20 protein-coding genes are annotated in these 23,218 nt (G+C 64.4%); 13 read left to right on the top strand and 7 right to left on the bottom strand.

Features of this window, described 5'->3' with window-relative positions:
* Positions 1–259 precede the first annotated feature (259 nt).
* A complete protein-coding gene (locus Q0687_RS24465; protein ID WP_298882546.1) occupies positions 260–1,597 on the top strand; it encodes a S41 family peptidase in 1,338 nt (445 codons plus the stop codon).
* A 277-nt stretch (positions 1,598–1,874) separates the two neighbouring features.
* Here Q0687_RS24465 and Q0687_RS24470 read toward each other — a convergent pair whose 3' ends face one another.
* Positions 1,875–4,619: an EAL domain-containing protein gene (locus Q0687_RS24470; protein WP_298882548.1), complete on the bottom strand. Its 2,745-nt coding sequence runs from the start codon at positions 4,617–4,619 to the stop codon at positions 1,875–1,877.
* Between the two features lie 310 nt (positions 4,620–4,929).
* Here Q0687_RS24470 and Q0687_RS24475 point away from each other — a divergent pair, with 310 nt between their 5' ends.
* Positions 4,930–5,094 carry a Flp family type IVb pilin gene (locus tag Q0687_RS24475; RefSeq protein WP_298882551.1) on the top strand — a complete coding sequence of 55 codons (165 nt, stop codon included), beginning with the start codon at positions 4,930–4,932 and terminating at the stop codon, positions 5,092–5,094.
* A 7-nt stretch (positions 5,095–5,101) separates the two neighbouring features.
* Here the strand turns inward: Q0687_RS24475 and moaC are convergent, their stop codons facing one another.
* Genes moaC through Q0687_RS24495 form a run of 4 tightly spaced genes read right to left on the bottom strand, consistent with a single transcriptional unit; the run spans position 5,102 to position 9,404 of the window.
* A complete protein-coding gene (gene moaC / locus Q0687_RS24480) occupies positions 5,102–5,617 on the bottom strand; it encodes a cyclic pyranopterin monophosphate synthase MoaC (RefSeq protein ID WP_298882618.1) in 516 nt (171 codons plus the stop codon).
* A gap of 31 nt (positions 5,618–5,648) precedes the next feature.
* On the bottom strand, positions 5,649–6,470 hold the full coding sequence (gene trpC, locus Q0687_RS24485) for an indole-3-glycerol phosphate synthase TrpC (protein WP_298882554.1): 822 nt from the start codon (positions 6,468–6,470) through the stop codon (positions 5,649–5,651).
* Positions 6,471–6,477: 7 nt separating this feature from the next.
* Positions 6,478–7,491: an anthranilate phosphoribosyltransferase gene (trpD, locus tag Q0687_RS24490; RefSeq protein WP_298882556.1), complete on the bottom strand. Its 1,014-nt coding sequence runs from the start codon at positions 7,489–7,491 to the stop codon at positions 6,478–6,480.
* A gap of 14 nt (positions 7,492–7,505) precedes the next feature.
* Complete coding sequence (locus Q0687_RS24495; protein WP_298882559.1) at positions 7,506–9,404, bottom strand: SurA N-terminal domain-containing protein; 1,899 nt, start codon at positions 9,402–9,404, stop codon at positions 7,506–7,508.
* 221 nt (positions 9,405–9,625) lie between these two features.
* Here Q0687_RS24495 and tpiA point away from each other — a divergent pair, with 221 nt between their 5' ends.
* The 5 genes from tpiA to Q0687_RS24520 all read left to right on the top strand — a co-directional run bounded on the left by tpiA (position 9,626) and on the right by Q0687_RS24520 (position 13,905).
* Positions 9,626–10,381, top strand: a complete 756-nt coding sequence (tpiA, locus tag Q0687_RS24500) for a triose-phosphate isomerase (protein ID WP_298882561.1) — start codon at positions 9,626–9,628, stop codon at positions 10,379–10,381.
* A gap of 139 nt (positions 10,382–10,520) precedes the next feature.
* On the top strand, positions 10,521–10,910 hold the full coding sequence (gene secG / locus Q0687_RS24505; RefSeq protein ID WP_298882563.1) for a preprotein translocase subunit SecG: 390 nt from the start codon (positions 10,521–10,523) through the stop codon (positions 10,908–10,910).
* A 166-nt stretch (positions 10,911–11,076) separates the two neighbouring features.
* Complete coding sequence (locus Q0687_RS24510; protein ID WP_298882565.1) at positions 11,077–12,708, top strand: CTP synthase; 1,632 nt, start codon at positions 11,077–11,079, stop codon at positions 12,706–12,708.
* A 136-nt stretch (positions 12,709–12,844) separates the two neighbouring features.
* Entirely contained in the window at positions 12,845–13,516 is a 672-nt protein-coding gene (locus Q0687_RS24515) for a hypothetical protein (RefSeq protein ID WP_298882568.1), read from the top strand.
* Positions 13,517–13,518: 2 nt separating this feature from the next.
* Complete coding sequence (locus tag Q0687_RS24520) at positions 13,519–13,905, top strand: hypothetical protein (RefSeq protein ID WP_298882571.1); 387 nt, start codon at positions 13,519–13,521, stop codon at positions 13,903–13,905.
* Between the two features lie 46 nt (positions 13,906–13,951).
* On the opposite strand, the gene Q0687_RS24525 is transcribed toward Q0687_RS24520, so the two are convergent.
* Positions 13,952–14,983, bottom strand: coding sequence for a hypothetical protein (locus Q0687_RS24525; RefSeq protein ID WP_298882574.1), 1,032 nt, complete (start codon positions 14,981–14,983; stop codon positions 13,952–13,954).
* An 838-nt stretch (positions 14,984–15,821) separates the two neighbouring features.
* Between Q0687_RS24525 and Q0687_RS24530 the strand changes: the two genes are divergently transcribed.
* From Q0687_RS24530 to Q0687_RS24550, 5 genes are all read left to right on the top strand, one after another.
* The gene (locus tag Q0687_RS24530) at positions 15,822–16,148 is read left to right on the top strand and encodes an NIPSNAP family protein (RefSeq protein WP_298882576.1); all 327 of its coding nucleotides are present in this window, start codon (positions 15,822–15,824) and stop codon (positions 16,146–16,148) included.
* A 129-nt stretch (positions 16,149–16,277) separates the two neighbouring features.
* On the top strand, positions 16,278–17,129 hold the full coding sequence (gene kdsA / locus Q0687_RS24535) for a 3-deoxy-8-phosphooctulonate synthase (RefSeq protein WP_298882578.1): 852 nt from the start codon (positions 16,278–16,280) through the stop codon (positions 17,127–17,129).
* A complete protein-coding gene (locus Q0687_RS24540) occupies positions 17,129–18,340 on the top strand; it encodes an MFS transporter (RefSeq protein ID WP_298882581.1) in 1,212 nt (403 codons plus the stop codon). The genes kdsA and Q0687_RS24540 overlap by 1 nt, the downstream gene beginning before the upstream one ends.
* 156 nt (positions 18,341–18,496) lie before the next feature.
* Positions 18,497–20,590 (top strand): methyl-accepting chemotaxis protein, encoded by a 2,094-nt coding sequence (locus Q0687_RS24545; protein ID WP_298882584.1) that lies wholly within the window; start codon positions 18,497–18,499, stop codon positions 20,588–20,590.
* 197 nt (positions 20,591–20,787) lie between these two features.
* The gene (locus Q0687_RS24550; protein WP_298882586.1) at positions 20,788–21,240 is read left to right on the top strand and encodes a universal stress protein; all 453 of its coding nucleotides are present in this window, start codon (positions 20,788–20,790) and stop codon (positions 21,238–21,240) included.
* Between the two features lie 80 nt (positions 21,241–21,320).
* Here the strand turns inward: Q0687_RS24550 and queF are convergent, their stop codons facing one another.
* Entirely contained in the window at positions 21,321–21,797 is a 477-nt protein-coding gene (gene queF, locus Q0687_RS24555; RefSeq protein WP_298882589.1) for a preQ(1) synthase, read from the bottom strand.
* A gap of 112 nt (positions 21,798–21,909) precedes the next feature.
* On the opposite strand from queF, the gene eno reads away from it, so the two are divergent.
* Positions 21,910–23,193 carry a phosphopyruvate hydratase gene (eno, locus tag Q0687_RS24560; RefSeq protein ID WP_298882592.1) on the top strand — a complete coding sequence of 428 codons (1,284 nt, stop codon included), beginning with the start codon at positions 21,910–21,912 and terminating at the stop codon, positions 23,191–23,193.
* The last annotated feature ends 25 nt before the right edge of the window (positions 23,194–23,218 follow it).

Raw genomic sequence — 23,218 nt, forward strand, 5'->3', positions numbered from 1 at the left:
CGGCCCTCCAAAACCATCCTAAAATCGCATAGCTGCGAGGCGCCGTCCGACCGACTGATTCCCGTCATGCGGGGCCGGTCTTGCGAACGTTGCCAAATGTTTAGGTTCGGGCGAAGGGAAATTTACGGCGTACCCGCCGGCGTGGCAGGCCGGCCTTGAAGAAACCAGAATGATATTGTGAGAACCGGCTTGGATCGCCACTTGCATGGCGGCTGCCCAAGCCTCAAAAGAACCGCTAAGCGAAAAGGCCACCCATTCCATGCGGAAAACCCTGCTCTTCCCACTGGGCGCGCTCACCGGCGCATGTCTGACCCTCCTCGTATCCGGTCCGCAGGGCGGACTATGGGCGGCACGAGCGGCGGCAAGCGCGGATGACGCCTATTCCCAGCTCAATCTGTTCGGGGAGGTCTTCGAGCGGGTGAAGGCGAGCTATGTCGAGAAGCCAGACAATGCCAAGCTGATCGAAGGCGCCATCACGGGCATGGTGACCTCGCTCGATCCGCATTCGCGCTACATGAATGCCAAGGCCTGGACCGAGATGCAGGAGACCACCTCCGGCGAGTTCGGCGGTCTCGGCATCGAGGTCACGATGGAGGAGGGCCTGGTCAAGGTCGTCTCGCCAATCGACGACACGCCGGCGTCCAAGGCCGGCATCATGTCCGGCGACCTCATCAGCAAGATCGACGGCGAAAACGTGCAGGGCCTGACGCTCGAGCAGGCCGTCAACAAGATGAAGGGGCCGGTCGACACCCAGACCAAGCTCACCATCGTGCGCAAGGGCGCCGACGCGCCGCTTGATGTCGCGATCAAGCGCGAGATCATCCATGTGCGGCCCGTGCGCTTCCATGTCGAGAACGGCGACATCGGCTATATCCGCGTCACCTCGTTCAACGAACAGACCACGGACGGCCTGAAGAAGGCGATCGCCTCGATCTCCAAGGACGTGCCGCAAGACAAGCTGGTCGGCTATGTGATGGATCTGCGCAACAATCCGGGCGGCCTGCTCGACCAGGCCGTGTCGGTGTCCAGCGCGTTCCTGCAGCGCGGCGAAGTCGTCTCGACCCGCGGGCGCAATCCGGAAGAAACCCAGCGCTTCACCGCGCATGGCGGTGACCTCACCAAGGGCAAGCCGCTCGTCGTCCTGATCAACGGCGGCTCGGCCTCCGCCTCGGAGATCGTCTCCGGCGCGCTGCATGACCACAAGCGCGCGACCCTGATTGGCACGCGCTCGTTCGGCAAGGGCTCGGTCCAGACCATCATTCCGCTCGGCTCTGGCAACGGCGCGCTGGCGCTGACCACGGCGCGCTACTACACGCCGTCGGGTCGCTCGATCCAGGCGCAGGGCATCGCGCCCGATATCGAGATCCTCCAGGACGTTCCGGCCGAGCTGAAAGGCCGGGTCGACACCATCGCGGAGTCCCAGATGCGCGGGCATCTCCAGAACACCGAGGGCGCCGAGCAGACCGGATCGCAATCCTATGTCCCGCCGGAAGAGAAGGACGACAAGGCGCTGCACGCGGCCTTCGACTTCCTGCACGGGGTTACCGTGAACGCGGCCGCCGCCAAGCCGGCGCCGAAGGCGACGGTGCCGAACTAAGCGTCATAGGCCCTCGCGGCCTCGAGGCTTCGCCCGGGAGTGGTTCACCACTCCCGGGCGTTGTCGTTTGCAGGCCGCCTCAGGCTCGGCTCGATTGCGGCAGAGGTCGCCGCGCAGCGGCCCTCGCGCTCGGCCTTACTGATGCCAGCCGGCACGGAGCCAATCGAGCACCGCGCGGCCGGAAGAAGTCCGTGAGTAATTGAGCCACGCAAAAGCCGGGTGATCGCCCCTGCCGTTGCGACTTTCGGCAATGTATCAGACCGTGTCCCTCGATGGCCTAGCTTGCCTCGCGCCGGCGGCTTCCGCTGCCTTCGCGCTGGGCGAGGCGGCTGCGATGGAGCGCGAACAGCTCCATCACCTTGTCGGCCGGCCTTGCGGCGCTGAACAGATAGCCCTGCATCTCCGTACAGCCGAGCGTGCGCAGCAGGCGCTGCTGTTCCTCGGTCTCGACGCCTTCGGCCGTGGTGGCCATGCGGCGGGCGCTGGCGAGGTTGACCACGGCCTGCACGATGCTGGCGGAGCCGTCGGGACCTGCGATGTCGCTGACGAAGCAGCGATCGATCTTGATCTTGTCGAACGGGAAGCGATGCAGATAGCTCAGCGAGGAGTAGCCTGTGCCGAAATCGTCAAGCGCGATGCGCACGCCGATGGCGCGGAGCTGGTGCAGGATCGCGAGCGCAGTGTCATCGTCGCGGATCAGCACGGCCTCGGTGATCTCGAGCTCGAGCCGGCTCGCCGGCAGATTGGAGGCGGCCAGCGCCGCCATGATCTTCAGTGCCAGCGTGTCGCTCTTGAACTGCACCGGCGAGACGTTGACAGCGAGCCTGATGTCGTCGGGCCAGGTGGCCGCGTCGCGGCAGGCGGTCGACAGCACCCATTCGCCGATCTCGTTGATCAGCCCGGTATCCTCAGCGATCGGGATGAATTCTGCTGGGGAGACCATGCCGCGCTCGGGATGGCGCCAGCGCACCAGCGCTTCGCAACCGGTGATGCGGTCGTCCTTCAAGCTGAGGCAGGGTTGATAATAGACCTCGAGGCCGCCTTCGCGCCCGCCGTCACGTCCGCTTTGGGCGATGGCATGGCGCAGGTCGATCTCCAACTGGCGGCGCTCGCGCACCTTGGCGTCCATCTCCGGCTCGAAGAAGCGATAGGTGCGGCGCCCGGCAGATTTGGCGGCGTACATCGCCATGTCGGCGTTCTTCAGGATCTGGTCGAGCGCGTTGCCGTGTCCCGGCGCCAGCGCGATGCCGATGCTGGCGTCGGTGGTGAGGTGATGGCCCATGCAATCGAACGGCATGCGGATCGCGGCGAAGACCCGGGCAACGAGCTCGCTGACCTGGTCCTGCGAGGTCACCGCGCTCTGCACGATCGCGAATTCGTCGCCACCGAGCCGAGCGACGAAATCAGTCGGCCCGGCGCAGCGACGCAGCCTCTCGGCGACCGACTTCAACAGCTCGTCGCCGACGAGATGGCCGAGCGCGTCGTTGACGCCCTTGAACTCGTCGATGTCGATGTAATGCACCGCAAGCTCTTCGCCGTGGGCGATGGCGGCCAGCTCCTCGCGCAAATGTTCGTGGAACTTGGCGCGGTTGGGCAGGTCGGTCAGCGCGTCGTAATGGGCGAGGTGGGTGATGCGCTCCTCGGTGCGGCGACGCTCGGTGATGTCCTCATGGGTTGCGACCCAGCCGCCATCGTTCAGAGGCTCGTTCACGATCTGGATCGAGCGGCCGTCGCTGGTGTCGACCACCATGGAGTTGCGCACCTGAATGTCTCGCAACACGCGCGCGGCATATTGGTCGACGTCGCCGGTGAACGAGCCGGTCGCCTTGCGGTGCGCGATGATGTCGTGGAAACTGCAGCCAGGTTTGACGATGTCGGCCGCCAAGCCGTACATCTCGATGTAGCGTTGATTGCAGATCACCAGCCGCCGCTCGGCGTCGAACAGCAGCAGACCCTGGGTCATGTTGTTGACGGCGCGATCGAGGCGTTGCTTCTCCAGCGTCAACCGTTCCCGGGACAGACGGTGCTGCTCCAGGAGCTTGCGCACGATCGCGGTCAGCACGCCCGCGATCGCGAGCGCGGACGCGCCTGCGACCGAAATCAGGATTCCGATCTGCTCGCGCCAGTCGGCGAGCGCTGCGGCGCGCGTTGTCGTCGCCATCATCAGGATCGGGAAATGGGGCAAAGCACGCGCCGACACCAGCCGGTCCTCGCCGTCGATCGGGCTCACGATGCGTCCGGCGAAATGGTCGAGCGCGAAGATCTGCTGCTGCTCGGACGAACCGTTCCTGAAATTGCGTCCCATCATGTGGCTGGAGGAGGGATAGCGGGCGAGCAGCGTCCCATCCCGGTGCAGCATCGAGATCGTCGCGCCTTCACCGAGCATGACGGTCTCGAAGAATTTTTCGAAATTGGCCGGCTCGATGCCGCGTCCGATCAGGCCCATGAATTCGCCGTTCGGGCCCATGATCCTGCGCACGATCAGGATAGTCCAGGCGCCGGAAATGCGGCTGTGCACCGGTTCGATCAGCACGTCGGGCGCCTGCGGATCGTATCGGAAGCTGCGGTAGTAGGCGCGGTCGGACACGTTGACTTTCGGAGCCGGCCATGCCGTCGAGGAGTTGATCAGATTGCCGTCGGCGTCGATGACGTTGACGCCCCCCATGTAAGGCAGCGCATCGATCTTCGAGCGCAGCATCTGGTGCACGTCCTGGCCGGAGAGGCGCTTGCGGAAGTCCGCTGCGGTCGTGATTCCGTTCAAGCGCACGTGGTCGACGAAATCCTTCTGGATGACCGCGAAATCCTGCAATTGCTGATCGAAATGATGCGCGAGCAGCAGTACGGTGTTTTCCAGCTCGCGGTTGGAGTTGCGCAGCGCGCGCTCGCGGAAATTCTGCGCCATCAGCACCGCGCCGACGGCGATCGCGGCGATCAGCAGTGTGCCTCCCACCACGAGCCAGCGGATCGGTCCGCTGCGCGCGAAGGCCTGGTCGAAGAGGCGGCTGCCGTATCCTGTCATCATGTCGTTCGTCGCCGTACACACGTCAGGGTCAGTTCTTGATCCCCATGACATCCGTCGGTTTACGGGCTCGATATGGAGGCGACGTTAGGAAGCGCGGTTAACGCGACATAAACCTAAACGCACAAATGCGATCGATGCGCGTGGCGAGAGGCGTGCAGGTTTTGCCCGAGACGATCGCGATGCCGGTCAGTTTTTGCCGGTCGCGGCGAAATCAATCAATGCTTAACCATCTAACCTGCTGACGATCCTCGAGGCCACATTGGCACGCGATTTGCGAACCCAGGTCCGCCGACGCAGAGAGGACACGATCATGAAAAAGACTTTGAAGAACTTCTGGACCGACGAAACCGGTGCAACCGCGATCGAGTACGGCCTGATCGCCGCCGGCATCGCACTTGCCATCATCACGGTCGTGAACGGGCTGGGGAGCAAGCTCAACGCCAAGTTCGGATCGATCAGCTCGTCACTGAAATAGGCAGGGATCAGGCGCGGTAATGGCCCGACTTGCCGCCCAGCTTTTCGACGAGATGGATGCCCTCGATGCGCACGCCACGCTCGACCGCCTTGATCATGTCGTAGATGGTAAGGCAGGCGACCGATACGGCCGTCAATGCTTCCATCTCGACGCCCGTCGGGCCGGTCACCTTGACGCTGGCGCGGACCACGCAGCCCGGCAGCTTCGCGTCGGGCTCGATCTCGACCGTGACCTTCGACAGCGCCAGCGGATGGCAGAGCGGGATCAGCTCCGAGGTCCGTTTCGCGGCCATGATTCCGGCGATGCGTGCGGCGCCGAGCACATCGCCTTTCTTGGCGTTGCCGGAGACGATCAGGTCGAGCGTTGCCTTCTCCATGACGACGCGGCCTTCGGCAATTGCGAGCCGTTCCGTGGCGGCCTTGTCCGAGACGTCGACCATCCGCGCCTCGCCGGATGCGCCGATATGGGTGAGGGCAGGGCTCGCCTTCCTTGAAGGCTTCGCCTTGGACGGCTTGCGCGCCAGAACCTTGCGCGCCAAAATCTTGCGTGCCATGTCAGCGCGTGCCCGTGGCGCGGACTTTGGTCTCGCGCGCGAGCAGCGTGCGCGTGGCGGCAGTGACGTCGGCCTGGCGCATCAGGCTCTCGCCGACCAGGAAGGTCGACATGCCGACGCGCTCGAGCCGCGCGAGGTCTTCAGGCGTGAAGATGCCGCTCTCGCCGACCATTAACCGCCCCGCGGGGATCAGAGGCGCCAGCATTTCGCTGGTCGCCAGCGTGGTCTCGAAGGTGCGCAGGTTCCGGTTATTGACCCCGATCATCGGCGAACGCAGCTTCAGCGCCCGATCGAGCTCGGCCCGGTCGTGGATTTCGATCAGCACGTCCATGCCGTAGGCGATCGCGGCGTCTTCGAGATCCCTAGCGGTGGCGTCATCGAGCGCGGCGATGATGATCAGGATACAGTCGGCGCCGTGCGCGCGCGCCTCGACGACCTGATAGGTGTCGAACAGAAAATCCTTGCGCAGCACCGGCAGCGAGGTCGCCGCGCGTGCCGCAACCATGAAGTCGAGATGGCCGTGGAACGAGGGCGCATCAGTCAGCACCGATAGGCAGGCCGCTCCGCCCGCCTCATAGGCCTTGGCGAGCAGGGGCGGATCGAAATCGGCGCGGATCAGTCCCTTGGAGGGCGAGGCCTTCTTCACCTCGGCGATCAGCGCGTAATCGCCATTGGCGTGCTTGGCTCTGATCGCGCGCACGAAGCCGCGCGGCGCGCCTTGCGCCTTGGCCTGTGCCTCGACCGCCGAGAGCGGGCGCGCGCGCTTGGCCGCCGCGATCTCCTCGCGCTTGTAGGCCTCGATCTTGGTCAGGATATCAGACATGACAGGCTCAGCTGTTCGAGACCGCGATCAGATGTTTCAACCGGGCGTTCGCAGCGCCGCTGTCGAGCGATTTTGTACCGATCGCAACGCCTTCCCTCAGGTCCTTGGCGCGGCCGGCGACGACCAGCGCCGCCGCGGCGTTGATCAATGCGACATCGCGATAGGGGCTCGGCTTGCCGTCGAGCACGCTTTGCAGCGCCATCGCATTGGCGTCGGCGTCACCGCCCTTCAGTGCACCGGGCTCGCAGCGCGGCAGGCCGACATCCTCGGGCGCCACCTCGAAATTCCTGATCTCGCCATTGTGGAGCGCCGAGACGAAGGTCGGGCCGGTGAGGGTGATTTCGTCGAGGCCATCGGAGCCGTGCACGACCCAGGCCGATTCGGAGCCGAGATTCTTCAGCACCTGCGCCAGCGGCTGCACCCATTGGCGCGAAAATACCCCGACCATCTGCCGCTTCACGCCGGCCGGATTGGACAAGGGGCCAAGCAGATTGAAGATCGTACGCGTTGCGAGCTCCACCCGGGTCGGGCCGACGTTCTTCATGGCTGGATGATGGGCCGGGGCGAACATGAAGCCGATGCCGCATTCGCGCACGCAGCGGCCGACCTGCTCAGGCTTGAGGTCGATCTTGACGCCGAGCGAGGCCAGCACGTCGGCGGCGCCCGAACGCGACGACAGCGCGCGGTTGCCGTGCTTGGCGACGGGCAGGCCCGCGCCCGCGACGATGAACGAGGCGCAGGTCGAGACATTGACCGAGCCCGAGCCGTCGCCGCCGGTGCCGACGATGTCGACGGCGTCCGCGGGCGCATCGACCGTGAGCATCTTCGAGCGCATCGCCGTGACCGCGCCGGTGATCTCCTCCACGGTCTCGCCGCGCACGCGGAGCGCCATCAAGAGGCCGCCCATCTGCGAGGGGGTGGCCTCGCCGGACATCACGGCGTCGAAGGCGGATGCGGCTTCCTCACGCGACAAGCTGGCGCCGGTCGCGACTTTTCCAATGATCGATTTCAGGTCGTCCATCGCGTGCTTTCAACTCACTGGTTCGCGCCGGTCACTTGCGCGAAGGCGGCCTGATTAATGGTGGTTCCGATGTCGGTTTCAAGCTTGTTGACGTAGGAGGCGACCTGCTCGTCGACCAGCGACTTGCCGACGCTCTCCTTCAGCTTCTTGACGGCGTCGGAGGCGGCGTCGACCGCGGGATCGACGATGTCGGTGACGCGGTAGACGATGACTTCGGTGCCGCCGGTCACGGGCGCCTGCCCGACGCCGTCCTTGGCGGCGCGGAAGGCCGCCGCAACGATGTTGGCGGGCACGCCGGCCGGAGTGTCGTCGCGCTTGAAGCCGCTGGCCGTCTCGACCTTGGCGTTGATCGCGGCGGCCTCGTCAGCGAGCTTGCCGCCCGCCTCGAGCTTCTGCACCATTTCAGTCGCCTTCGCCTTCAGCTTGGTGGCGATCTGGTCCTGGCGCCAGCGCGCCTCGACCTGATCGTGGACCTCGTCGAGATTGCGGTCCCGCGACGGCGTGATGGCGAGCACGTCGTACCAAACATAGCCGCCCTTGAACGAGATCGGGTCGTTGTCGACGCCGACATCGCTGTTGAAGGCCTGCGACACCACATCGAGGCCCTGCGGAATGTTCTCGACCGGCTGCCCGTTGGGCGCGCGGCCGGAGCGGTCGACGGCATCGATGGTCACGGCGGCGAGCCCGAGCTTCTGGGCGGCGTCGGCGACGCTGGTGCCGGCACCGCGTTCGTCCTCCATCTTGTCGCGGAGCTCGCCAACCTTGGCACGAGCGCGCTCGGTCGCGATCTGGCGCTTCACGTCGGGCGCGAATTTGGCATAGTCGGCCTCCGCGCCCGGCTCGATCTTGTCGACCTTGACGATCGAGACACCAATCGGGCCCTGGATCGGCTGGCTGATTTCGCCAACGGGAAGCGCGAAGGCCGCATTGCCGACCGCGGGTTCGAGCGAGGATTTGGCCACGAGACCAAGATCGACGTCGGTGGCGCTCAGCCCGCGCTCTTTGCCGAGATCTTCAAAAGACATCCCGCCGACCAGGCGCTCGCGCGCGGCCTGGGCCTCGGCGGCGTTCGGAAACACGATCTGCTTGATCTGGCGCTTCTCCGGCGTGGAGAGTTGGCTCTTGCGCTGATCGAACAGTTTCTTGGCGTCGTCGTCGGAGACGTCGCTCCACTTGGCGATGTCCTCCGGCGAGATCACGGCGAAGACGATCTTGCGGAATTCGGGCGCACGGAACTGGACCTTGTGGTCCTCGAAATAGGCGGCGAGCGCCTCGGGCGAGGGGGCGTCGATGGTGCCGGCCTGCGCCGTATTGAGCCTGACGAACTCGATCGAGCGTTGCTCGTTCTGGAACCGCGTTGCGACGTCGAGCATGGTCTGCGGCGGTTCGAGGCCGGCGCCGATCGTGCCGGTGATCTGCCGGCGCAGCGCCACCTTGCGCTGCTCGGCCACGTAGCGCTGCTCCGTGTAGCCGAAATTGCGGATCAGCCCCTGGAAGCGGTTCGCATCGAATTTGCCGTCGACGCCCTTGAAGTTGGGGTCGTTCATGATGAGCTGGCGGATCTGCTCATCGGACTGGCCGAGCCCGAGCTGACGCGCGTTCTCGTCGAGGGCCGCTTCCGCAATCGTCTGCTGGAGCACCTGGCGGTCAAGGCCGAAGGCACGCGCCTGGTCGGGCGTGAGCGGCCGGCCGAACTGGCGGCCGATCTGCTGGAGGCGGTCGGTGTAGATCTGGCGGAACTCGTTCAGCGAAATCTCGGTGTGGCCGACCTTGGCCAGCGTGGATTGTCCAAAGCCCCGGAAGATGTCGGCGATGCCCCAAATGCCGAAGCTGATGATCAACACGCCCATCACGACGGCCATGATGGTCTTGCCGACCCAGTTTGATGAGGCCTTGCGCATTCCTCGAAGCATTTGGTCCAACTTGTCTGAAAGGAGGGGAACGGAGCGCGTCTTAATGCAGATTCCGCAAAAGCGCGTCACCAAATTGATAAGCCATCATAAAGTGGCGGCTTTCTCCCCGCAACCTCAGGTCCGGCCGCCCTTACGAGCTGCGGTTAAGAGCCTGTCTTCTCTGGAACTGCGGCGGCAGCTCTGCTAGCGCATGCGCAAACCTCAATTTGCTGGACATTGACATGACCGATGCCATCCGCCCCTTGATCGCCGGCAACTGGAAAATGAACGGCCTGAAGGCTGCCGCCGCCGAATTCGACGCCATGCTCAATGGCGCGGCAGAGGTATCAGGCAAGGCCGATCTGCTGGTTTGTCCGCCGGCGACCCTCATCGCCTCTTTCGCCGACAAGGCGCGCGGCAAGAAGGTCACCGTCGGGGCCCAGGATTGCCACCCCAAGGCCTCCGGCGCCCACACCGGCGATATCGCGGCCGAAATGCTGGCTGACGCCGGGGCGAGCGCCATCATCGTCGGCCATTCCGAGCGTCGCGCCGACCACGGCGAGGGCGATGCCCTTGTCAGGCAGAAGGCGGAGGCGGCTTGGCGGGCAGGGACGGTCGCGATCGTTTGCATTGGCGAGACGCAAGCCCAGCGCGATGCCGGCCAGACCCTGGACGTCGTCCGGGGCCAGCTCGACGGCTCGCTGCCTGATGGATCCACGGCCGCCAATCTGGTCGTGGCCTATGAGCCGGTCTGGGCGATCGGCACGGGCCTCACCCCAACAGCCAAGGATGTTGAGCAAATTCATGGCTTTATCCGCGAAAACCTGACCTCCCGGTTCAAGGCGGATGGGGCGAAAATGCGAATCCTCTATGGCGGCTCGGTCAAGCCGTCCAATGCGGCGGAGCTGATGGCGGTCAAAAACGTCAACGGCGCGCTGGTTGGCGGTGCCAGCCTGAAAGCGGCCGATTTTCTTGCGATTGCGAAGGGCTGCCCCTAGCTAACCCAAAGCTTTAATCCGGGGGCGATCGGGGGTGGCAAAGCCCCTGCCGATCGTGTAACACCGCGCAACTTCAGGAAAACCCGCGAAGCGCGATCGGCCGCCGTCAGGCGCCGCCCGCTTGTGACGGAAGGATCGCATGCAGACCGTTGTCATCGTCATCCACCTCATGATCGTTGCCGTCATGATCGGCGCCGTGCTGCTCCAGAAGTCCGAAGGCGGTGGCCTCGGCATGGGTGGCGGCGCGGGCTTCATGTCGAGCCGCGGCACTGCGAATCTGCTGTCGCGGACCACTGCGGTCCTCGCGGCAGGATTCTTCCTCACCAGCCTGTTCCTGTCCTGGTATGCCGGTTACAACCGCGCGCCGTCCTCGATCATCGGCCAGCCCGCCTCGCAGACCCAGCCGGCCGGCGGCATCCCGATCACCGCGCCGACGTCGGGCGGTATCCTGGATACGCTGAAGAAGGCGGACGAGCAGCAGCAGGCTCCGGCGGCACCGAGCGGCCCGCAGGTGCCTCGCTCGCAATAAAGCTGGGGGGCCATGCAGGACGAAGGCTAGCGTCCTGCATCAAAGATCCCCATCAAGGCACTGTTACCACTCTTCGTTTTGGTTCACCCACAGGCCCGCAGATTCTTTGGGGCTGAATACGAATCGCTTTGGCGAATCGGGTTCGAGGGATTAGAGGTTAGGTCCCATGGCGCGGTACATATTCATCACCGGCGGCGTGGTTTCTTCGCTCGGCAAGGGTCTGGCTTCAGCGGCACTCGGTGCCCTGCTGCAGGCCCGGGGCTACAAGGTCCGCCTCCGCAAGCTCGACCCTTATCTCAACCTCGATCCCGGAACGATGTCGCCGTATCAGCACGGCGAAGTGTTCGTGACCGATGACGGCGCGGAGACCGATCTCGATCTCGGTCATTACGAGCGCTTCACCGGACGTCCCGCGACCAAGCAGGACAACATCACGACCGGGCGCATCTACCAGGACATCATCTCGAAGGAGCGCCGTGGCGATTATCTCGGCGCGACCATCCAGGTGGTGCCGCACGTCACGAACGCCATCAAGGAGTTCGTGCTGTCAGGCAATGACGATTACGACTTCGTGCTGGTCGAGATCGGCGGCACCGTTGGCGACATCGAGGGCCTGCCGTTCTTCGAGGCGATCCGCCAGCTCAAAAACGAGCTGCCGCGCGATCACGCCGTCTACATTCATCTGACGCTTTTGCCCTACATTCCGAGCGCCGGCGAACTCAAGACCAAGCCGACACAGCACTCGGTGAAGGAGCTGCGCTCGATCGGCATCCAGCCGGATATCCTGCTCTGCCGTACCGATCGCGAGATCCCGAAGGAGGAGCGGCGCAAGCTCGGGCTGTTCTGTAACGTGCGCGAAAGCGCCGTGATCGAGGCGCGCGACGTCGACAACATCTACGCGGTGCCTGAGGCCTACCACAACGCCGGCCTCGACGACGAAGTGCTCGCCGCCTTCGGCATCGGCTCGCGGATTCCGCCGGCGCTGCAGAGCTGGCAGAAGATCAACGAGCGCGTCCGCAACCCTGAAGGCAACGTCACCATCGCCATCGTCGGCAAGTACACCGGCATGAAGGATGCGTACAAGTCGCTGATCGAGGCACTCTCGCATGGCGGCATCGCCAACAAGGTGAAGGTCAATCTCGACTGGATCGAGAGCGAGATCTTCGAGAAGGAAGATCCGGCGCCGTTCCTCGAGCACGTCAACGGCATCCTGGTGCCCGGCGGCTTCGGCCAGCGCGGTGCCGAAGGCAAGATCAAGGCGGCGCAGTTCGCGCGTGAGCGCGACGTGCCGTATTTCGGCATCTGCTTCGGCATGCAGATGGCCGTCATCGAGGCCGCGCGAAATCTCGTCGGCATCGAGGACGCCAACTCCACCGAGTTCGGTCCGACCAAGGAGCCGCTCGTCGGCCTGATGACCGAATGGCTGCGCGGCAACGAGCTCGAGAAGCGCTCGAAGGCCGGCGATCTCGGCGGCACGATGCGGCTCGGCGCCTATCCCGCCGCGCTTAGCCGCGGTAGCCGCGTCTCGCAGGTCTATGGCGGCGCGACCGAGATTTCGGAGCGCCACCGCCATCGCTATGAGGTCAACACCGCCTACAAGGATCGCCTCGAGCAGCACGGCCTGAAATTCTCCGGCCTCTCGCCGGATGGCGTGCTGCCTGAAATCGTCGAGTACGAGGATCACCCCTGGTTCATCGGCGTCCAGTTCCACCCCGAGCTGAAGTCGCGGCCGTTCGAGCCGCATCCGCTGTTCGCCTCGTTCATCGAGGCGGCGGCGAAGCAGAGCCGGTTGGTCTAGCCGTGATTTGCGGCGAGGCGGCTCGGCGAGGGTCGCTTGTCAGATCGCCGCCGGTGAGAACGACAACGGTTTTGCCATAGCCAACACCCGGCGTGGCAGTGTTTCGGCTCCGACTGCAATCACCGGTGGTGTTGGAATGCCCTACCTTGTTGGCGAAGGTTCGCCCGAATGGGACCTGTATCTCGAGCAGGCCGAATCCGAAGGCATCGAAGCGCCCGCCATATCCGCGTTTGAGTATGTCGAACCTTGGCGCGCCAAAACCAGCGTGCTGTCGTTTCCGGACACGCCCGGTCCCGAACCCATCATTCCTGCCCAGCCGCAATCTCCGTATGTCGGACGGCCCGTCGCGCCTCAGGGCTTCTTTGCACGCCTGTTCGGCCGGCGACCAACGCTTGCGCCGGCTCCTCAGCCGTCGCCCGAGCAATGGCAGGATTGGCGATCGAAATTTGAGGAACGGGAAGACGCGAGCGCTAAACACGCGCTGTGGCAAATATCGGGGCTTGTCGCCAAGTTTCGCGCCGCCGGTGTCAAGCGCGTTATCGGCGCCTACGACGGTGGCGGCGACGAAAGCTTCACCCACTTTCGTTCAGTCGAAATGAACGACGGCCGCGTGATCTCGGAGGTTGGCAACGGGGGGCTCGATTATTCGGCACTGATCGACGAGGCGGCCAGCGCGATCATGGGCAGATTCGATGCCGGCGAATTCATGCTGCGTGGTGTTCTGACGATCGATTTTGACGCCTGTACGATTACGGACGAGAAGAATGCGGACGTCGTGTTTGGCCCTTCCGCTGAAGACCTTGGTTGATTATGGCGCATCCCTACCATCATGCGGTCCGATCCGCCAAACTGTTCGGGGGAAGCCCGGAAGACTATCTCGCGATCCACGACTGGTTCGACGAAAGCAAAGCGCATCTGGCCGATGTTCGCCATCGCGCACTCCGCCATCACAGCGAAGGTATCTTTCTCTGTGAGTCCATTTTCGGAGCAACCATCGCGAACAGCAACGGGAAGCGCGTTCCGGTGCGCACGATCGGCGAACAGCATGTGATGGACGATTTGGGCTGGATTCCGTCCGTAAAGGATTGGCTCCAATGTATTCAGCCGCAGCCCTGGATGGGACGAACACCCTTCCGTCCTCAAACCGATGAACAAACGGCCGCCGCAGATGCTAGCGTCGCCGATCCGGGGAAGTAACGGCGGGGGCGCTGCGCCGCCGGCGATCGTGGCTCACGCGGTCGCGCTAGGCGGCCGCCATGTCCATCCTGCGGCAGAAGCAAGATGCCTTGATTTGCACTTCCGCTCGCGCCTGGGCGAGCTCAAGCCGCTGCTTGATTAGCGGCGTCTCGGTCTTGTCGCCGCGCCGCATCAGGCATTCGTGCAATCCATGTAGCGACCAAAGATTGTCGGGATGCTGGCAGGCCCGGCTTAATTTCCCATCGAGGCCGAGGTCAGAGCGGTACACGGATTCGGCTTCCTCGATCCGTCCCTGCTCCAGAAGCAGCGCGCCGAGCGCGTGGCGCGGTGGCTGCATCCAGCCCCAGGGTTCGTCATAGGGCAACGCGTCGCTGAGCGCGACCGATCTGCGCAGCTCTGCGAACGCGACGTCGTAGTTGCCCTTGCGATATTCCAGTTCGCCATTCAGCATGGCTTCGGCCACGCCGAGCAGGTGCACGACCTTGTTGTTGTGCACGAGCCGGCTCTCCGGTACGCGCGCCTTCGCCTGTGCGAACAATGCCTTCTCGGTTTCGGCCTCAGTGACGTGGCCAAGCGCCGAGTGGGCCACCGCCTTGGCGTAGTGGATCATGGCGGTCACCGAGCAGTACAGCTGGCTATCTTCCGGCAGCTTTTGGGCAATGATGTCGTTCCATTTGCCGAAGCGCACGAGAACGTGCTGCTTCATCGTCAAATAGCCTTCCAGGAAGTCCGCCATGGGCGGCGACTGAATGCGCAGCACCTGTTCGGGCACCGCGGCAATGAGCTCCTCGGCAGCTGCGATGGCGGGAGCGTATTGACCCAGGAACATCGCGCCATAGATCGCGAAGTGGAAGTTATGAATGACGTAGATCAGGTAGACACCTGGATCGTCCGAATAAGCGAGGAACTTTCGATCTGTCTCCAGCGCTTTTTGATTGTAGGTCAGGACGTCGTTGTACTGCCCGCACAGCACATCGAGATGTGTCGGCATGTGGATCAGATGTCCGCTGTCGGGGGCGATCGTGCGCAGCCGGTCGCCGGCCCGCATCGCTCGTTGCGGGAAGGGCGACATCTCCATCAGGTGGACGTAGAGATGCAGCAGCCCCGGATGATCCCACGCCGCCGGGATTCTCTCGAAGGCCTGTTCGAGAACTGTCCTGCATTCCTCGGTGCCGGCCCCCCGAGGGTTTTCCTGAAGCCAGGTCCCACATCAGCCACGGCGTCTCGTTCATGATGGCTTCGGCGAAAATGGCTCGGACATCGAGGTCATCGGGATATGTCGCGAAGACCTTGCGCATCTCGTGGGTGAAGGCCTTGTCCCACGGCGCCATGTCCTCGATCGTCCCACGCTGTGGGTAGCGCGCGGGCAAAGCACGGATCAATGCCTGCTCGACCGGACTTGTCTTTCCCGCATGCGCGAGCGCATCGTGCGTCGCGTCGTAGGACGCCGAGAGCGCGAGTTGACGGCCGTTTGTGTCATAGCGAACCCAGGGCAAATTGTAGTTGGGGCCCGCGGCATAGGCGATGCCCCAGTGCGCCATTGCACAGCTTCCGTCATGCTCGAGCGCTTTGCGGAAACACTTGATCGCTTCGCCGTGATTGAATCCGAACACCCAGTTGAGCCCTCGGTCGAACCAGAGCTGGGCGTCGGGCGACGACGTGGAGATTTTACGGCTGTAGGGTCCGAGATCAAAATAGGTCATTGCTTCCGCCTCCTTTGATCGCGACGGCGGCGCCGCCGATTGCCCTTCGGCCTCAGCGACTGACGCGAAGACCGGGCCGCGACCTTAACAAGGACATCAGCTGAGCGCCATTGAGCCATGCGCGAAACGCCGCGGAGGGCGGCCGGGGAGGGCTCAAGACAGCGTCGCGGCCGATCGCTATAACCGCCACACCTGTTCAGGAGGAAAACAAGAATGATCTACGAGATGCGCCAGTATCGTTGCGTGCCCGGCCGTCTGCCGGCGCTGCTCAAGCGGTTCGAGACCATCACGCTGAAGATCTGGGAAAAGCACGGCATCAAGCAGGCCGGGTTCTTCACCACGCTGATCGGTGACTCCAACCAGGAGCTGACCTATTTCCTGGCCTGGGAGTCGCTCGCCGAGCGCGAGAAGAAGTGGGGCGCCTTCGCGACCGATCCGGACTGGCTGGAGGCGCGCGCGAAGACCGAGGCCGATGGTCAGATCGTCGCCAACATCGTCAGCCAGATTCTGGCCCCGACCGCGTTCTCGTCGGTCAAGTAGCACCTTCAGGGCAGCGCGCTTCGGCGCAACCCAGATATTCGAAGGACAGATATTCGAAGGATACGGCCGAATGGGGTTGATCCCACCCATTCGGCCGCTATGGTCGCGCCGAAACAGGGATTTTCCGCCTTGAGCACCAGTCATCCTGCAGCCCCGGTCGTCAGCGTCGGCACGGTCAAGTTCGGCAATGATCTGCCGATCTCGATCATTGCAGGACCATGCCAGCTCGAAAGCCGCCAGCATGCGCTGGAAGTGGCCTCCGCGCTGAAGGAGATCGCGGCGCGGCTGAAAATCGGCCTCGTCTACAAGACTTCCTTCGACAAGGCCAATCGCACCAGCGCCTCGGCTGCGCGCGGCCTTGGCCTTGCGCAATCGCTGCCGATCTTCGCCGAGATACGTTCCTCGCTGGGCCTGCCTGTCCTGACCGACGTCCATGATGCCGGGCAATGCGCCGAGGTCGCGCAAGCCGTCGACGTCCTGCAGATCCCGGCGTTCCTGTGCCGGCAGACCGATCTGCTGCTGGCCGCAGCCGCCACCGGCAAGGTCGTCAACGTCAAGAAGGGCCAGTTCCTCGCGCCCTGGGACATGGCCAATGTCGTCGCCAAGATCACCAGCGCTGGTAATCCCAACGTGCTCGTCACCGAGCGTGGCGCCTCGTTCGGCTACAACACGCTGGTCTCGGACATGCGTTCGCTGCCGATCATGGCGCGCACGACCGGCGCGCCCGTGATCTTCGATGCCACCCATTCGGTGCAGCAGCCGGGCGGGAAGGGGGCATCCTCCGGCGGCGAACGCGAGTTCGTGCCGGTCCTGGCGCGCGCGGCCGTCGCGGTCGGCGTCGCCGGTGTGTTCATCGAGACGCATCCCGATCCTGACAGCGCGCCCTCGGACGGGCCCAACATGGTGCCGCTGCGCGAGTTCGAAGGGCTTCTTCGTACCCTGATGGCGTTCGACGCGCTGGCCAAGAGTCGCGCGCACTGATGCACGAGCCGGTAGCCAGGCCGTCGTCCGTCCAGAAGTTTCCGCCTGCGATCAACATCATCGCGCTCGCCAGCTTCTCCGCCGCGTTGTCGACACGCGCGCTCGACCCAGTGCTGCCGCATGTCGCGGAAGAATTCTCGATCAGCATCACGACGGCGGCGAGCATCGCGGCCGGCTATGCCCTGATCTACGCGCTGATCCAGCCCATCGTCGGCGCGGCCGCCGATCTGTTCGGCAAGGCACGGCTGATGACGTTGTGTCTGGCGCTGCTCGGTGTCGCCTGTATTCTGGGCGCACTCTCGACCTCCTTCTCGGGCCTGTTCGCCAGCCGCATGCTCGCGGGCATCGCCTCGGGTGGCGTTTTCCCGGTTGCGCTCGGCCTGACCGCCGACCTGGTCGCGCCGGCGAAGCGGCAGGTGGCGATCGGGCGCACGCTGGCGGGCTCGATGACGGGCAACCTGCTTGGCGCGACCGCCTCGGGCATCATCGGCGATCTCGTCGGCTGGCGCGGCGTGCTGGTGATCATCGGTGCGCTCGGGCTGATCGCGGCCGTCGCGGTCGCGGCCGGCTTTCGCGGCGCCGCCCTGACCACACCGCCGAAGAGCGATCTGCGGACCTTGCGGCAGGGTTATCGCACCATCCTTGCCAATCCCAACGCGCGCTATTGCTATTCTGCCGTGTTCGTCGAGGGCTGCTGCGTGTTCGGGCTGTTTCCCTTCATCGCTGCGCTGCTGTTCGATCTCGGCGAGACCTCGCTGTCGATCGCAGGCATCGTCATCGCAGGGTTCGCGGTCGGCGGGCTGTTCTACACATTCACGGTCTCGCGCTTCCTGCCGCGACTGGGCGTCAAGGGCATGATGATCGCAGGCGCGAGCCTCGTCGCGCTCCAGCTCGCAGCGCTCGCCCTCGGCCCTGGCTGGAAGGCCCAGTTCGGCATCATGCTGCTGATGGGCTGGGGCTTCTACATGATCCATGGCTGCCTGCAGGTGTTCGCCAGCGAGCTGTCGGTCGAGGCGCGGGCGACAGCGATGTCGCTACACTCGTTCTTTTTCTTCATGGGCCAGACCGTGGGTCCACTGGCCTACGGGTTCGGGCTTGCGCATACGGGCAAGGCGCCGACCCTGGTCGCGAGCGGCGTGCTGATGCTGCTGCTGGGCCTTGCCTGCGCCGCGCTGCTCAAGCCGCGGGCGCCGTCCGACGCGCGAGCCTGAGGGCGCTATTCCGCTACCAATCCCCGTATTTTTGCGGAAGCGGACGGCGGCTCAATCCCTTTAATCTTAAACCAAATCAAACCGTTCGCTCCATAGACTGCCGGCTAAACCGCCAGCCGGCGGCAACATCTCTTGAAACAATTCTTGGATCAGTCGATGCAAAAGCAGCGTTCGGTCGCCCGCATTCTCGGGGCAGTGGTTGGGTCTCTCGGTCTCATCCTGGTTGTCATCTGCGCCTATGCCTTGAAGCTGGCGGTGACACGTTATGCGGACAGCAACCACATCGTCTCGCTGACGGTCGCGAGCCGCGACCTGACCAACACGCTGGTGATCTTTCGGCTGGAGCGCGGTGACACGCTGAGCTACCTCTCCTCGGCCGCTCCCGCGCCCGACAGCGTCATGAGCAGCCTGGCCGAGCAGCGGGCCACCGTGCAGAAGAATTATACGCAGGCCCTGCAGAGCCTCGCCGCCGTCGATGCGCCCGGTCTTGCCGAGAAGCTCGACAAGCTCCGCGGCATCTGGGCCCAGCTCGAGGAGCTGCGGCCGCGTGCGATCACCGCTCTGAAGCAGGAGAAGGGCGCGCGTGAAGCCAGCCTGACGCCAGCCTGGGCCAAGATCAGCGACGCCTTCATGGATGCGATCGGCGACGTCACCGCCCATGTCGACAATGCGATGGCGCTGATCGATCCCGTCGTCGATCGCCTGCTGGTCGCCAAGCAGGCCTCCTGGCAGGCCCGCGCCAATGCCGGCCAGACCATCCTCGTCCAGTTCTCCTCGATCCTGGCGAACAAGACCTGGACCGCGGCCGATGGCGTTGCCTTCGCCGATCTGCGCGGCCGCATCCAGCAGTCCTGGCTGGTGGTGCGCGATCTCGGCCCGAACGTGGCTTCGCCAGAGCTGTTGCAAGCGATCCGGACCGCCGAGCCTGAGATATCCGGCGCGCTCAGCGACGAGCGCAATGCGATTGCGACCAGGCTGCTCGCGGGTGAACCCGCCGGCGTTGTCGGCATCGACTACCGCGATCGCCAGCTTGTCGGCGCCAACAACGTCGTCATCGTCACGCAGACCGCGCTCGCCAACATGATCGCGCGGGCCGAGGAGGGCGCCTCGCGCGCCCGCTTCAGCCTGATCCTGTTCGGCCTGTTGATGCCGGCCTCGCTGGCGCTGATGATCGGTGGGTTGATGCTGATGCGCAACCGCGTCACCCGTCCGCTGACGGCGATCACCAGTGTAATGACGCGCTTTGCCGATCATGATTTCGCCAGCGAAGTCCCGGGCCTCGACCGCAACGACGAGATCGGCCGCATGGCGTCCGCGTTGCAGGTGTTCAAGGACGCAATGATCAAGGCCGAACGCCTCTCGGGCGATCAGGCCGCCGAGCGCGCCGAGAAGGAGAAGCGCGCGGGCGAACTCACGGGGCTCGTGCGCCAGTTCGAAAGCCGGATCGGCCAGATGGTGCAGACACTGTCGAGCGCCTCGGGCGAGCTGGAGACCACGGCGCGCTCGATGTCGGGCACGGCGGCGGAAGCCCAGGCCCAGGCCGGTTCAGCGTCGACGCTGGCCGATCAGGTCGGCGGCGGCGTGCAGACCGTCGCGGCCGCGGCCGAGGAGCTAAATGCCTCGATCCGCGAGATCAACCGTCAGGTCGAACAGGCGAGCCGCGCCACCGAGCATGCGGTCGTCACCGTCAGGGAGACCGACAGCACCATGCGGGCGCTCGCCGATGGCGCCGACCGGATCGGCGAGGTCATCGGCCTCATCACCTCGATTGCGGGCCAGACCAATCTGCTGGCCCTCAACGCGACCATCGAAGCCGCGCGCGCCGGCGAATCCGGGCGTGGCTTTGCCGTCGTGGCGAGCGAGGTGAAGAACCTCGCGTCGCAGACGGCGAAAGCGACCGAAGAGATCAGCGCGCAGATCACCGAGATCCAGGGCGCGACGCAGAAGGCTGTCTCCGCCATCGACGGCATCGTCAAGACCATCGAGGAGGTTTCGACAATCAATCGCACCATCGCGGCGGCGATCGAGGAGCAGAACAAGGCAACTGCCGAAATCGCCAACACCGTGCAGCACACGGCCGAAGCCACCTCGACCGTGACGCGCAACATTGCGACGGTCTCGTCGGCGGCTGACGAGACCGGCCGCGCCGCCACCGGCGTGCTGAAGGCAGCCGCCGACCTGTCCAGTCAGTCCGCCTCGCTCACGGGCGAGGTGGACAGCTTCATCACCAGGGTGAGGGAGGTGGCGTAAGGCCGATGCCGGAAGAGCAGCAGGCTCCGAGCCTGCTGCAAGCTCCTCGCGCAACGCGACGTGAATGCATCGCTGCGCCATGCGCCGGGATATCGAGATTAAGACAAAAGCGAATAGACCGGTAGCGAAGATCGGATCATATTCACGCGGCATCACTTGCGAGGAGCGTGCGGGGGCAATCAACAAGGAGCCACCGAATGTACGCCAATCTTCTCTTGAGCACCGATGGTTCCGACGTCGCCAGAAGAGGCGTCGAACATGGAATTGCTCTGGCAAAGGCCTTGAAGGCCAAAGCGACGATCGTCACCGTGACTGAACCGCTGCCGATCGATTATGGCGGCGGACACGATTCGGGATGGATCCCTTCGCAAGGCGAGATTGAACGTTTTGACGAGGCCTGCAAGGAGCGGGCAGGCCAGGTGCTCGATCAAGCGCGGGCCATGGCGGAGCAGAGCGGGATGTCGGTCGAACTCCTGCACGTTCCGAATTCGCACCCGGCCACTGCGATCGTCGAAACGGCAAAGTCCAGAGGCTGCGATTTGATCGTCATGGCCTCTCATGGCCGCCGCGGCCTCAGGAAGCTGTTCTTGGGAAGTCAGACATCCGAGGTCCTGGTGAACGGAAGCGTGCCGGTCCTGGTCGTGCCGTAGCCGCCAAACCCTGCTATTTCGCTCCGTCACGAGGATTGTGAAATTTCGAGCTGATCGATGTCATCGTCATCGGTCTCCAGCTAGCCGCGGCCGCGATACGGCGCGACGCCTTGCTCGGGCACCCACAGGCCCTTTGGCACGGTTCCGGTCTGCCAGAACACGTCGATCGGGATGCCGCCGCGCGGATACCAATAGCCGCCAATGCGCAGCCATTTCGGCTTGATCTCGGAGGCGATGCGCTTGCCGATCATCACGGTGCAATCCTCGTGGAAGGCGCCGTGATTGCGGAAGCTTGCGATATAGAGCTTGAGCGATTTGGACTCCAGCAGCCATTGGCGGGGCGCGTAGTCGATCATCAGATGGGCGAAATCCGGCTGTCCGGTGACCGGGCAGAGCGAGGTGAATTCCGGCACGGTGAAACGGACCAGATAATCGGTCCCGGCCTGCGGGTTCGGCACGCGATCGAGTCGAGCTTTCTCGGGCGTATCGGGCCATTCCACGGCGCGACCGAGTTGCAGATTGGGTGAGGTCTTCGATTTGCTGGGTTTTTTCGACATGCGGCCCTCATAGCCAATCATCGGGCGGCCGTCACCCGGCCTTTTCCGCTTCGATGCATTGCGGTAGAAGCACCCGCGAACTGCCCCCTTTGTTCCCCGAAAAGAGGCCCTCATGACCGCCATCATCGACATCATCGGACGCGAAATCCTCGATAGCCGCGGCAATCCCACCGTCGAGGTCGACGTCGTGCTGGAAGATGGCGCGCTTGGCCGCGCCGCGGTGCCGTCGGGCGCGTCGACCGGCGCCCATGAGGCCGTCGAGCTGCGCGACGGCGACAAGGCCCGCTATCTCGGCAAGGGCGTCACCAAGGCGGTCGGCGCCGTCAACGGCGAGATCTTCGAGGCCCTGAGCGGCCTCGATGTCGAGCAGCAGGCCCAGATCGACCAGATCATGATCGATCTCGACGGCACGGCGAACAAGAGCCGGCTCGGCGCCAACGCCATCCTCGGCGTGTCGCTCGCCTGCGCCAAGGCGGCCGCGAACTCGCTCGACATGCCGCTCTACCGTTACGTCGGCGGCACCTCGGCGCGGCTGTTGCCGGTGCCGATGATGAACATCATCAATGGCGGCGTGCATGCCGACAACCCGATCGACTTCCAGGAGTTCATGATCCTTCCCGTCGGCGCGTCGTCCTTCGCCGAGGGCCTGCGCTACGGCGCGGAAGTCTTCCACACGCTGAAGTCGGAATTGAAGAAGGCCGGCCACAACACCAATGTCGGCGACGAAGGCGGCTTCGCGCCGAACCTGCCGTCGGCGGATGCCGCGCTCGAATTCGTCATGAACGCGATCGGCAAGGCCGGCTTCAAGGCGGGGGCCGACATCGTGCTCGGCCTCGACTGCGCCTCGACCGAGTTCTTCAAGGGCGGCAAGTACGTCTATGAAGGCGAGGGCAAGACCCGCTCGGTCTCCGAGCAGGCGAAGTATCTCGCCGACCTCGTCGGCCGCTACCCGATCGTCACCATCGAGGACGGCATGTCGGAAGACGACATGGATGGCTGGAAGGAGCTCACCGACCTCGTCGGCAAGAAGTGCCAGCTCGTCGGCGACGATCTCTTCGTCACCAACGTCAAGCGCCTCGCCGAAGGCATCAAGGCCGGCCGCGCCAATTCGATCCTGATCAAGGTCAACCAGATCGGCACGCTGACCGAGACGCTCGCCGCCGTCGAGATGGCGCACAAGGCCGGCTACACCTCCGTCATGTCGCACCGCTCGGGCGAGACCGAGGATTCCACCATCGCCGACCTCGCGGTCGCCACCAATTGCGGTCAGATCAAGACTGGCTCCCTTGCGCGTTCCGATCGCACCGCCAAATACAACCAGCTCCTGCGCATCGAGCAGCAGCTCGGCAAGCAGGCGCTGTACGGCGGCAAGGCGGCACTGAAGGCGCTGGCATAAGCCAGCGCAGTTGAACACGGACAGG

It is taken from the genome of uncultured Bradyrhizobium sp. (assembly GCF_936928535.1).
In the GTDB taxonomy this organism is placed as follows: domain Bacteria; phylum Pseudomonadota; class Alphaproteobacteria; order Rhizobiales; family Xanthobacteraceae; genus Bradyrhizobium.

What these genes read in the sequence shown, in the direction of transcription:
- Q0687_RS24465 (WP_298882546.1), top strand. Translation starts at nt 260, where the DNA reads ATGCGGAAAACCCTGCTCTTCCCACTGGGCGCGCTCACCGGCGCATGT.
- Q0687_RS24470 (WP_298882548.1), bottom strand. Translation starts at nt 4,619, where the DNA reads ATGATGACAGGATACGGCAGCCGCCTCTTCGACCAGGCCTTCGCGCGC.
- Q0687_RS24475 (WP_298882551.1), top strand. Translation starts at nt 4,930, where the DNA reads ATGAAAAAGACTTTGAAGAACTTCTGGACCGACGAAACCGGTGCAACC.
- trpC (WP_298882554.1), bottom strand. Translation starts at nt 6,470, where the DNA reads ATGTCTGATATCCTGACCAAGATCGAGGCCTACAAGCGCGAGGAGATC.
- trpD (WP_298882556.1), bottom strand. Translation starts at nt 7,491, where the DNA reads ATGGACGACCTGAAATCGATCATTGGAAAAGTCGCGACCGGCGCCAGC.
- Q0687_RS24495 (WP_298882559.1), bottom strand. Translation starts at nt 9,404, where the DNA reads ATGCTTCGAGGAATGCGCAAGGCCTCATCAAACTGGGTCGGCAAGACC.
- tpiA (WP_298882561.1), top strand. Translation starts at nt 9,626, where the DNA reads ATGACCGATGCCATCCGCCCCTTGATCGCCGGCAACTGGAAAATGAAC.
- secG (WP_298882563.1), top strand. Translation starts at nt 10,521, where the DNA reads ATGCAGACCGTTGTCATCGTCATCCACCTCATGATCGTTGCCGTCATG.
- Q0687_RS24510 (WP_298882565.1), top strand. Translation starts at nt 11,077, where the DNA reads ATGGCGCGGTACATATTCATCACCGGCGGCGTGGTTTCTTCGCTCGGC.
- Q0687_RS24515 (WP_298882568.1), top strand. Translation starts at nt 12,845, where the DNA reads ATGCCCTACCTTGTTGGCGAAGGTTCGCCCGAATGGGACCTGTATCTC.
- Q0687_RS24520 (WP_298882571.1), top strand. Translation starts at nt 13,519, where the DNA reads ATGGCGCATCCCTACCATCATGCGGTCCGATCCGCCAAACTGTTCGGG.
- Q0687_RS24525 (WP_298882574.1), bottom strand. Translation starts at nt 14,983, where the DNA reads ATGGAGATGTCGCCCTTCCCGCAACGAGCGATGCGGGCCGGCGACCGG.
- Q0687_RS24530 (WP_298882576.1), top strand. Translation starts at nt 15,822, where the DNA reads ATGATCTACGAGATGCGCCAGTATCGTTGCGTGCCCGGCCGTCTGCCG.
- Q0687_RS24540 (WP_298882581.1), top strand. Translation starts at nt 17,129, where the DNA reads ATGCACGAGCCGGTAGCCAGGCCGTCGTCCGTCCAGAAGTTTCCGCCT.
- Q0687_RS24545 (WP_298882584.1), top strand. Translation starts at nt 18,497, where the DNA reads ATGCAAAAGCAGCGTTCGGTCGCCCGCATTCTCGGGGCAGTGGTTGGG.
- Q0687_RS24550 (WP_298882586.1), top strand. Translation starts at nt 20,788, where the DNA reads ATGTACGCCAATCTTCTCTTGAGCACCGATGGTTCCGACGTCGCCAGA.
- queF (WP_298882589.1), bottom strand. Translation starts at nt 21,797, where the DNA reads ATGTCGAAAAAACCCAGCAAATCGAAGACCTCACCCAATCTGCAACTC.
- eno (WP_298882592.1), top strand. Translation starts at nt 21,910, where the DNA reads ATGACCGCCATCATCGACATCATCGGACGCGAAATCCTCGATAGCCGC.